The sequence below is a fragment of the Sphaerisporangium rubeum genome (assembly GCF_014207705.1).
GTDB lineage: Bacteria > Actinomycetota > Actinomycetes > Streptosporangiales > Streptosporangiaceae > Sphaerisporangium > Sphaerisporangium rubeum.
Genome location: NZ_JACHIU010000001.1, coordinates 5,232,358 through 5,243,777, shown reverse-complemented (window position 1 = coordinate 5,243,777; position 11,420 = coordinate 5,232,358). Strand labels below are relative to the sequence as shown.

Annotated in this window: 3 protein-coding genes; all 3 read right to left on the bottom strand. The window is 74.8% G+C overall.

The features are described from left to right. Window positions 1-3 precede the first annotated feature (3 nt). Window positions 4-642, bottom strand: a complete 639-nt coding sequence (locus BJ992_RS22340) for a hypothetical protein (RefSeq protein ID WP_184984093.1) — start codon at window positions 640-642, stop codon at window positions 4-6. An 80-nt stretch (window positions 643-722) separates the two neighbouring features. Further along, window positions 723-1,250 (bottom strand): hypothetical protein, encoded by a 528-nt coding sequence (locus tag BJ992_RS22335; protein WP_343072802.1) that lies wholly within the window; start codon window positions 1,248-1,250, stop codon window positions 723-725. Beyond that, window positions 1,247-11,383, bottom strand: a complete 10,137-nt coding sequence (locus BJ992_RS22330; protein ID WP_184984091.1) for a WXG100-like domain-containing protein — start codon at window positions 11,381-11,383, stop codon at window positions 1,247-1,249. Before BJ992_RS22330 ends, BJ992_RS22335 begins: the two co-directional genes overlap by 4 nt. Window positions 11,384-11,420: the final 37 nt, after the last annotated feature.

Genomic DNA, 11,420 nt, shown 5'->3' with positions numbered 1-11,420 from the left:
GCGTCAGGCGCGGTGGCCGGGGTGCGCGGCGACGAAGTCGTCCAGGGCCTCCTGGAAGAACGCCACGGCCTCGGCGACACCCTCGCGGGTGAACCACTCGGGGTCGTCGCGGCGCGCCGCGCGGCCCATGTCGGTCCAGAACGCCTCGCCGGGGATCTCGTCGCCTTCCTCGGGGAGGAACTTGGCCACCTCGGCGGCGGCGTCCCTCGCGGACTCCCAGCCCTGGACGACACCCTGGTAGCGGGCCGCGTCGGTGGGGTCCTTGGCGAACAGCAGGTCCTCGCGGAGCGCCTGGCGCGCGTAGCCGCCGCTGATCACCCGCCACTGGCCGGCGTCGATCACCTCGGAGGGGCCGTGGCCGAACCGGACGCCTTCACGGCGCGCGGCGAACTCCGTGCGGTACGGCACCACGACGACGAGGCGCAGCGGCAGGCCCATCTTGTGGCCGTCGAACCGCACCGTCCACGCCTCACGGCTCTCGGCCAGGGTGGTGCAGGCCTCGTAGTCCTTGAACGTGGCCGCGCCATCGCCGTCCCCGCCGTCCCCGCTCTGCTCGCCGCCTTCCGCCGCTCGCAGGGCCACCGCGGTCACCTCGATGTACAGGTAGGCCTCCACGAGTGTTCTGGCCAGAGGCAACGTCAACGCGGCGCTCCTTTCGCGTCCCGGCCGCCGCACCGGCCCGGCGCGGCGTCGTTGCCGACCTTATCCGGGTGCGGCGGCGGTCAGCCCCGTGACCCGAGTTCGCGGTAGGTGTCGCGGACGACCAGCAGGCGGTCCACCTGGAACCGGCCGGGTTCCGCCGCGCGCACCCTGCGGCCCCGGTCGGACCAGAACGCCTCGTCAGGCACCCGGTCGGCCCCCGGCGGGATGAACTTCACGACCTCCTCGACCGCCGCCGCGGCGACGGCCAGGGCCCGCCGCGCCGCCACCGGGTCCCCGGCCGGGACGTTCCCCGCCGTCAGGTCCGCCACCCACAGCCACTCGCCGGCGTCCAGCAGCCGCGACGGCTCCGGGCCGCCGAACACCGGGAAACCGGCCGCGACGACCTCTCTGCGCGGCGACGCGAACACGTACTCGCGGGCCGCGCCGCACCCCGGACAGATCCCCGAGTACCGGGTGGCGGCCGACCCGCCGGACGTCACGAGCGCGTCCTGCCAGGTGACGTCCACCGATCCGCACGCCGCGCAGGGGTGCAGGTCCAGGTACAGATGCGCCTCGTCCCTGGTGCGCGCCACAGGGAACACCGTCACGCCTCCTCCCGTCCGCCGGCCCGTGCCGGTGCGGGGGCCTGCGCCGGCCGGCGTCCGCACCGGCACGGGCCGTCCTGCGGGCACGCGCAGTCCTCCTCGTCCGGAGGGTCCCACCCGGTGGTGTTCGCGAGCTTGCGCATGCGGTTCCAGAAGTCGGCCCTGGACTCCCCGGGGTCCGGCGCGGCCCACGGCGGTGGCGGCGGGACGTGGCCGCGCGCGGTGATGACGCGGGCCAGCCCTTCCAGTTGCCGCCGCAGTTCCGGCCGCGCGTCCGGCGCGGCCTCGGTCCACCGGCGCGACAGGTACCGGTACTCGTCCGTCCGTGCCGCCACGCAGGCGTCCTCGGCCGCCTCCGGCGCGCCGGTCGTCAGCGACGGCCGGATCACCCCCTGGCGGGGACCGGTGCCCTCCGGCGCCGCCTGTGTGCCGGAGGCGTTCCGCTGCGGCGCCTCCGGCGCGGAGGCGTTCAGCGCGCGGATGGAGTGGCCGACCTCGTGGAGCATCGCGCGGGTGACATGGTCGGCGGGGACACGGGGGTCGACGGTCAGCACGTGCGGGTCGGCCTCGGTGCCTGAGGCGCGTTCGGTCCTCGCCATCAGGTCGCCGGGGAGTTCCCCGACCACGGGCCGGTAGTGCTGCCGTGGCAGGCCGCGCACGTCGACGCGCAGCAGCGGGTCCCCGTCCGGGAAGGACGAACCCGCGTACCCGCCGGCGATGTCCGACGGCCGCACCTCGGCCCACGCGGCACGCATCTCCGCCTCGGTGACCGGGCCCGCCTCCGGCGGCCGGCTCTTCACGAAACCGGAACCGGGATCCCCCGGGGCCGTGGTGCCGACACCACCGAGAGTGGAACCGGTGATCTGGCCGGGCCCCGGCCCCCACAGCACGGTCGGGAACATCGGGTCAGGCACGCGGGGGACCGGCACACCGCTGGCGGTCAGTTCCGCGCGCACCCGGTCGGCGAAGCCGTGCTGGTCGGACGCTGTGCGGTTGAACAGTTCACGCAGGTCCAGGTCCGCGGCCCTGGCCGTGGCCCACACCTCGGGAGGAAGGGTGGCGAACGCCGCGGCGAACCCGCCGTCCGGGTCCTCGGCGGTCAGTCCGCCGTCCGGTGCGGCGACGTAGCCGCGCACCTGGCCGCGCTCGTCCACGGTGATCCGCACCGGCGCGCGCAGCTCACGCGCCAGCACCCTGGCCCACGTCAGCGCCAGCGGCAGGTCCGCGGCGGTGGACGAGGTGACCAGGGACACCATGTCCGCCGCGCCGGACGAGACGATCCGTGACACCGGTCCGCGTCCCGCCGCGCGCCGCCGCACCTCGTCGGCGACCGCGCGGAACACCTCCTCCATGCCGGCCGCGGCGTCTGGTCCGAGCGTGCGGCCCGCGGCCTCCAGGACCTCGTCCAGGACGTGCGGCGTGCCGGCGGCGGCGCGGCGCCACGGGAGGCGGCGCGCGGGACGGTCCTCGCCGAGGTCCCAGCCGGAGGAAGGGGCCGGAGCCGACTCCAGATGACGCAACATGTGCTCGTACTCGGCCGCCGGCATCATGAGGTGCGCCGTGCCGGTCACCGGCGCCGGCAGCGTCGCGCGGCGGCCGGGCCGTTCCGTGCCGTCCCCGCGCACGGTGCGGCGTTCGAAGGCCACGTCGAAGTCCACCCGGAACGCCGCCGTGACGGTGGACCCCTTGAGGAACAGGCTCGTCTCGTTGCGGTTGCCTCCGCTCGACGACGCGCGGTCCCCGGACTGCTCACCCGCCGAGACGCTCTCGGCCGTACCCGAGGCGTCCTGGCCGAGCCCTCCGTTGACGCCGAGGGGAAGCATGCGGCCGCGCTCCACCGCCGACTCGTACCTGCGCTCCTGCCGGTCGACCCGGCCGAGTTCCACCCCGGCGCGCGGCCCGACGACCAGGCGCGGCTCCGACGGCCGCGCGCGCACCCACACGTCCACCACCTCGCCGTACGAACCCGGCACCGGCAGGCGCAGCACGTGGTGGCCGTCGGGGTCGGTCATCAGGCGGAAGTTCGCCGTGCGGGCCATCGGCGCGAGCTCCTGCCCCACCGTCACCCAGTGCTCGCGCACCCCTTGCGGACCGAGCAGGTCGCGTCCCGCGAGCCGTTCACGCACGGCGTCGATCAGGGACTCGGCGCGTGTCGTCTCGGTGAAGTACGTCTCCGGCAGCGGCGCCTGGCGTGGGTCGGGGAACCGGGACGGCTCACCCTGGGCCCGCCGCGCCGGAGCGGTGAGTCCGTCCGGCACCAGTCGCACCGCGCGTCCCGTCAGCGTGATCCGCACCGGCCCGCCGGCCGCGGGGACCGGTGGCGGCAGCGAACGCAGCCGCCGGCTCCCCCCGTCGAGCGCCTTGGTGACCATGGCCGTGGCGGCGTGCAGGGGACGGGTCAGCCGGCCCGGGGGACGGCTCGGCGGCAAGGGCTCGCGGGACACCTCGATCTCCACGGTCACGTCGTGGCTGATCCGGTCGGCGCCGTCGAAAGACGCGGCGCGCTGCAACAGGGTGCGCTGCTCGGTGCCGGACGCCGACCGCGTGAGACCCCGGTCGGTGCCGGCCCCGAAGTTCCCGCCGTGACCGCCGCCTGAGGCGTCACCCGACACCCCGAAGCCGCCGGACCGGCTCGACGACGCCGACCGGCCGCGCAGACGGTAGGCGTACTGCTGCGAGATGTGCACGACCTCGTCGTTCTTGCCTTCGAGCATCACCGCACCCTCACCCATGCCGACCCGCACGGTGATCCGTACCTGGTCGGTGCGGTGCGGCCCCACCCGCACCGGCAGGGCCCACTCGAAGCCGTGGGACGCCGCCATGTCGTCGATCTTCCCCCACCAGTTCTCACCGGCCAGGTCGCCGAACATGGCACGCCACAGCACCGGGTCGGTACCCGCCGCCTCAGGCGCCACCGCCGCGACGGCCCTCATCACGGCGTCGAACGGCTCCATCGGCGTCCCGTCCGGCCCAGCCAGGTCCACCGTCTCGAACGTCGTCAGCGCCATCGAGTCCCTGAAGTGCGCCGGCAGCGTCACCTCGGTCCGCGGCCTCCGCCGTGTCAGCAGGTCGGCCAGGTCCTTGCTGCGCGCCGACGGCGGGTCGATCCGGTCCGCCATCGTCGTGAACAGCGTCTCTGGGGTGTGCCGGGCCACCAGCGGCCCGACCGGCGTCCCCGCCGTCAGCGCCGCCTCTCGCTCCGCGACGTACCTGCGCGCCACCCGCACGGCCATCGCGGGGTCCAGCCGCAGGTCGCCGTTCAGGTAGCGCTGCACCGCGTCCGCCACCTGGTGCAGCGGCAACGACATCTGGCTCTCCCCGTACAGCAGCAGCGCGTCGCGTTCCGGCAGCGCGTAGAGCACCGTGGCGGACACCGTCTGCTTCCGCGGCCGGGACGAACCGGCCTCGTGGCCGGTGACCTTGATCTCGGCGGTCATCAGGTAGTGGTTCTTGCGGCCCGTCTCGACGGTCAGCTGTTCCCTGCCGGACGTCGTGGCGTGCGTGACCGCGTGCGACCGTCCCCCCGACACCCCGCCGTTCACGCCGAGACCGCCGCCTGAGCCGTCCGCCTGCCGCGTGCCGAGACCCGTGGACGCGTTGCCGCCGGCGCCGCGCTGCGCGCTCAGCGTGGCCGAACTGCCGCCGAGCGCCAAGATGATCTCGCCGGTCACCAGGTCGCCGTCCCCGGCGAACGTCGACTCCCCGATCGCCACCTCCATGGTCAGCGTCGCTCTCGTCTGACCGGCGGCCCTCGGACGGACCACGACCTCGGTGCGGTACCCCGAGGACAACCCGGCGGGGTTGGCGATCAGGTTGCGCACGTTGGCGAAGGCCGCGACATGGTGGAACGCCGCCGCGTCGGCCCGCACGCTCGACGGAAGCACGCTCATCACGGCCGGCAGCAGGCCGGGTGCGTCCAGGTGCAGCAGCGTGGCGCGGCGCAGCATGTCCATGGTCGTCGGCTGCGTGTCCGGCGCCGGATCCGCGGCGCGGCGCGGCAGCAGGTCGGCCGGCACCAGCAGGCGGGCCGGCACGGGGGCCGCGCCGGGGGTGAGCAGCGGCTCGGTGCGGCCGTCGCGGCGGACGACGTCGATCGCCAGGTCATAGCCGGTGGCGAACACCGCCGTCTGGCCGGAGCTCTCGATCAGGGTCACCGAGTTGAGCGTGTTGGACGCCGACCAGCCCGCGCCGCGGCCCCAGTTCCCCTGGACGCTCGCCTCGGCCCCCGTCCACACCCTCCCCGTCGTACCCGGCGGGGGACCCGCCGCGACGCCGGCGCCGGCGGAGTAGCCGCGCGACCGGTCGCGGGAACGGGACGCGGAGCTCGATCCGATGTTCAGCGAGACATGGGGCTCCGCCGTGGTCACGCCGACGTACCCCGCGTCCGGCGTGGCGGTCAGCCGCACGCGCACCGTGACGTGCTCCATGGACAGTCCGGGCCGCACCCGCACCAGATCGAAGAACACGCCGTCCTGAGCCGCCTGGTCGATCCGCGTGCGCAGCGCGTTCGGCGACAACTGCTCGGCGACCTCCCGCATGTTGGTGAGCTGCGCCTCCCGCAGCGCCGGCACGCGCGACAGCTTCGGCATGCCGTCCGGCCGCAGCTCCGGCAGCAGCCCCATGCGGCGCAGCCGCTCCTCGGCCTGCGCCTGACGCCGCTCCACCTCCGCCGGATCCAGGTCCACCGTCACCGGCCCCGCGCCGCGCGGTGCTCCCGCACCGGGCCGCAGCCACTGCGGCAGCTCGCGGCGACGGCCCGGCGGCGTGCCGTCCGCCGGGTCGTCCCGCAGCACCAGCGTGCCGTCCGGGTTCCGCACCGGGACGCCGTTCGCGGTGCGCGGGGCCCGCGCGTCCACCGGCCAGCCGTACCGGGCCGCGTCCGGCTCCGGGCTCTGCACCAGTGCCGTGCCGCCGCCGCGCACCGGCAGATGCGGCTCGCCGTGATCGAGCGCCAGGAACGTCACCTCGTGCGCGAGAGTCAGCACATGCGTGTTGCTGTGGCCCATCCACCGGCGCACCATCGGCAGGATCGCCATGCCCCCCGAACTGAGGCCGTCCGAACGCGACACCGACCGCTGCACGGTCGCGAACACCCGCGCCTTCAACGACGCGATCCCCTTCACCCCCGGCTCGGCGTCCGAGGGATCCCTGACCCCCGCGGTGACCGCGACCCCCGAGGACCGGGTCGCCGTCGCCGACCCGTTCGCGCCGGAGAACCCGACCCCGAGCCACTCCTGGTGCTGCTTGGTACTGGCGTTCCCCACCAGCACCGGCACCGACCGCACCGTGGTACGCACCCGCAGATACCCGACCGGCCGGCCGTTGTCACTGATCACCCGCTGCAGCCCGTGCCGGCCCTCGACCGCCTCGTTCAGCCTCCCGGGAAGATCCTCAGTGATCACCATGCGCACCTGGGCCCTGGCCTCCGGCCCCAAGGTGACCTGCGGCCGGCCCCCACCTCCCCGGCCGATCGCCGCCACCGTCTCGTCCGCGAGCGCCGCCAGCCCGTCCATGGCCACCACCGCATGGCGAGGAAACCGTGCCCCCGGCTCCGCACGCGTCAACCGGAACTGTTTCCCGGCAGGTGGCTCCGTATGAGCATGCGAAATCCACAGATCCAACTCGGCCTTGTCCCCCGGCAGACTCTCAGCGACCCGCAAGGCCGGTGTCCAGCGGCCGGGGTCGCGGCGTCCCGGGACGCGCAGGTCCACGTCGTAGGCCACCCGCATCCGGTACATCGTCGCGTCGCCACGGTTGTCGGTGACCTGTCCCGGCAGCACGAACTCCGCCGCGCCACCCGACGTCCGCGTCAGATGGCCCCGGTTCCACCGGCCGTTCAGCACCGCGTACTTGGCGAGCAGCCGCACCTGGGCCCACGCCGGATCGACCTGCGGCACCAGCCGCGCCAGCGCCACCGGGTCCACCTTGAACGCCGCCCCGAGGAACCGCGCCGTCGTGGCCGCCACCCACCCCCCGCCTTGCGGCAACCGCCCCACCATCATCTCCGAAGCCGTCATCCCCGGCTCCGCCACCTCGACCGCCTCACCCGCGCGAAGCCGCACCCTGACCTCCGCGTCCCCCGCACGCAGCACCGCGCCGTCCGAGGTGACCATCCGCCGGAACTCCGCACGCAACTCCCACATCAGGTCCTCGGCCGTGAACCGATGCGCCACCCCTTCCCGTTCCAGCAGCGCGTTGACCTCCCGCGTCAACCCCCCCATGTGCGGCAGCACCCCATGCGGAACCCCCGCAGGCAGCACCTCCACCAGCGGCCGCACCCGCGCCACCGCCTCCCGGTACCGTCCGGCCGCTTCCTCCACGGCCTGAAGCGCCGCCGCCACGGTCGTGCCGCCGGTGGGAGGTGTGGCCGTGCCGAGGAGTGCGGCGAGGTCGGCGTAGGCGTGTTCCAGTTCGGCGGCGCGGCCGGCGGCGACGCGGTACGCCTTGGCGATGCGCTCGAACCGGTCGGCCGTCAGCCGCTGGAGCGCACGGTCGGCCCGGTGCCGCCGCCGGCGCTCCCCGTGGCCCATGTCCTGCGCCTTGGCGGCCCCCCTGGCGAGCTTCTTCGCCTTGTCCGCCTCCGTCCGGGCCTCGGCGGCCCGTTCGCGGTTGATCCCCGACCGCTCCTGGAGGCCGCGCTCGGCCGCCGCCAGCGTCTCCCGCACCCGGCCGATCCGCGCCACGACCTCGTCGACGCGTCGCGCGTCCGGGTCGGCGGGAACACTCCGGGCCGGGTCCGGGGTGGAGGCCGGTACGGGGACGGAGGCGGGTGTGGTGGTACGCACCCCGCCGGCGGCCCACGGAGGCACCGGCGCCACCTGGCCGTCGTCCTCCAGCACGCGTGCCAAGCGTTCCATCTCACCTTGGCGCCGCACCCGCCCCTCGGCGTCCGCCGCGTCCCAGGCCGCCGCCAGACGCCGGTACTCGGCGTACCGCATCTCGACGTACGCGTCGAAAGCCCCAAGAGCCGGCCCGAGCGGATTCACCGCACCCAGGAACCGCCGCACCATCCCTTGATCGGACCGGATGCCACCCTGGTCGGCTCGCACACCCTCGTGAACAGGCGCCGCCGTCTCACCGTGGCCGGGTCGCGCCGCGCTCTGGCCGGCGTGTGCGGCGCTCTGGCCGGGTCGTGAGCCACCTTGGCCGGGTCGCGTGGCTGCCTGGTCCGGCTGTGCCGCTCCCTGGTCCGGCTGTGCCGCTCCCTGGTCCGGCTGTGCCGCTCCCTGGTCCGGCTGTGCCGCTCTCTGGTCGGGTCGTGTTCCACCTTGTGGGGGTGGGGTCTGCGGTCGAGCTTGTGGGGGTGGGGTCTGCGGTCGAGAGGAGCTTGTCAGAGCGGCGATCCGCTGGATGATCTCCTGGCGTGCTCGGTCGAGAGGGCCGAGGAGGAGCGCGTCGGTGCCGGAGGGAGGCGGGGTGGGGGAGGGAGCGGACCGGGAGGTCAGGAGGCGGGCCGGGTCGGTCAGGTCGTACGTGGCCAGGCGGTCCCAGCGGTGGCCGACGACGTCCTGTGCGACGACGACGGCCAAGGCACCGGTGTCGGGGAACGCGAGGGTGAAGTCGCCGAGAGCGTTGAGTGCTCCCTCCATGGGGGGCCGGTGCTCGGCTCTGGCGACGGCCGCACCGAGCCAGGCGGCGGCCTCGGCACGCACCCGGTCCCGCGGGACGCCGTCCTCGACCCGTGACGCCAGTCGCCTGCGCACCCGGTCCACCGCGTCCGCCGGTACCCGCGTCGTCCTGCCCTCGGCCCGGACCCGCACCGTCCCGTCCCGAAGCGGCAGCGCACCCGGCGCCACCACAGGCAGGACCTCGCTGACCACGCCGTCCACGACCCGCACGACCCGCGGATCCACCACGGCCCCACCTCTGGCGACCAGAGCCCTGTCCTCGCCGGCTACCCGGTTCCCGTCCGGCGCGTTCCCGTCCGGCGCGTTCCCGTCCGGTGCCGTCGACGGCCCGGGGGTGCCGGTCTGAGCCTGACCTGTGCCGCTCGCCTGCGCCGCGGGGCTCACCGGAGCGGTACCGGGAGGGGTGCCGGGTGAGATGGGAACGCCTATCGCGGGGCCGGAGACGGCCGGGGGTCCTGCCGGTGCGGGGGAAGCGGCTCCTGGCGGTGTGGCCGGTGCGGCACCTGAGGGTGTGGGTGGGGTGGCGGCCCCCGGTGGGGTGGACGAGGTGGGTCCCGCCGCGGTGCCGCCACTGGACACCGCGCCGGACGACCCCGCGGTACCGTCCGGAGCCGCGCCGGCCGGCACACCGCCGGCCGGCACACCGCCGACCGGGCCACTGCCAGCGGGAGAACCCGCGGCGGCGGGGTTCCCGGAAGGAACACCACCGGTGGCGGAACTGCCGGAAGGAGCACCTCCGGAAGGCGCTCCACCGCTCGGCGGGCCGGTCGGCGGTGTGGTGCCTGGAGGCGTACTTCCCGTCGGAGTGGTGCCGGTCGGAGTGGTGCCGGTCGGGGTGGTGCCGGTCGGGGTGGTGCCGGTTGGTGTGGTTCCCGTGGGAGGAGTGCTTGTCGGCGTGCTGCCGGGTGGTGCGGTGCTTGTGGGGGTGTCGCCGGTTCCGGTGCCTCCTGGCTGGCCTGGGGGAGTGCCGGTGGTGGAGCCGGTCGGGTTGCCTGCCGTTGATGTGCCGCTGGGGGTGTTGCCGGGGACGGGGGCCGCGGGGGGAGGTCCGCTGGCGGAGGGGTTGTTGATCGGACCGGTGGGGTGGCCGTTCCCGTTGCCTGTGCCGCCGTTCGTGCCATTGCCACCGCCATTGCCGGTGCTGTTGCCCGTGCCGCCGCCACTGTTGCCGCCGCCACCACCCGTGCCGCCACCGGTGGTGTTGGGTCCGCCGGCGGTGCTGTTCGCGGCGGGGGGAGGGGCCGCTTGGGTGGTGGGGTCGGTCGTGGGGGTGCTTGATGTGGGGTCGGGGGCTTGTGCCTGGGTGGGGGGAGGGGAGTGGTAGGAGTCGGCGTTGGCGGCGGTGGCGGTGGCGTTGTTCAGAGCGGTGAGAGGGTGGAGGGCAGCCGTGGCCACGTCGGGGTTGAAGGGGCTGATGGTGTTGGTGCGGCCGGCGCCTCCGAGTGCGGCGCCGAGGAGGGATTCGCCGGTGGGGAGGGACCACTGGCCGTAGACGAGGCCGTTGGCGAGGAAGCTGCCGCCGGGGGAGGCGGCCATGTTGTTCAGGCCGGTCTGGACGGCGCGGCCGGGGAAACGCGCGAACGCGTTGCCGACGCCGGGTGCGGTGCCGCCGGCGGCGCCGAGCGCGCGCAGGCCGGGGACGCGGCCGGTGGCGCGGGACAGAGGGGAGGCGAGCTTCACGCCGATGACGGCGCCGCCGGCGGCGCCGATGCCGGCGGCGGTGGTCTTGCGCCAGTCCCAGCCGGTGCGGGTGCCGAGGCGCATCTGCTCGCGCTGGGTGTAGGCGTCGATGAAGACCTCTTCGCCGACCTCCTCGATGACCTCTCGTACGAAGTGGTTGGCGAGCACCGTGCGGCCGAGGGTGGCCCGTCCGGCGGTCGTCGCGACGAGGCGTGTGGCGGCGCCGCGACCGGCGACCATGGCGAGCCGTTGCAGGATGCGGCCGATGACGGTGCGCGCGGTCGCGGCGATGGGGCCGAGCGCCGAGGTGCTGGCCCCCGCGGTGAAGAACGCCGCCGCGAGCGCGATGGCCGCCGCGCTCACCGCCACCCAGAACGCCACGTTGATCGAGATCTTGGAGTACTGCGTCTCCTGCGCGAACGCGTTGGCCTGCTGCGCGTAGGCGAGGTTGCGCAGCCCGATCGCCGGCACGCTGGAGCCTTCGGACTCGAGCAGCCGCCGCGCTTCGGCGAGGAACTCCGGTGACGCGGGGACGTCCCATCCTTTCAGCACGGCCACGCACGCGTCGACGACCGGCCCGGTGGCCGTGCACAGGTCGTTGCCGAGGGCCTGGTGCGCCTTGGCGAGGTCCCAGAGACCGCTCTCGCTCGCCTCCGGCCAGCTCTGCCCCGAGACGATCAGCGAGATCAGCATGTCGGCCCAGCCCGGCAGGCTCTCCCCCCACGCCGGCGTCACGTCGCTCGTGGTCCCCGCGCCGGTCGCGATGGTCGGCTGACCGCCGCCACCGGTGGTGTTCGGATCGACCGGCCCTGTCCCGCTTTGTGTCACCGTCACATCCACCCGTCGCAGCCGCAGGTCCCCTGTG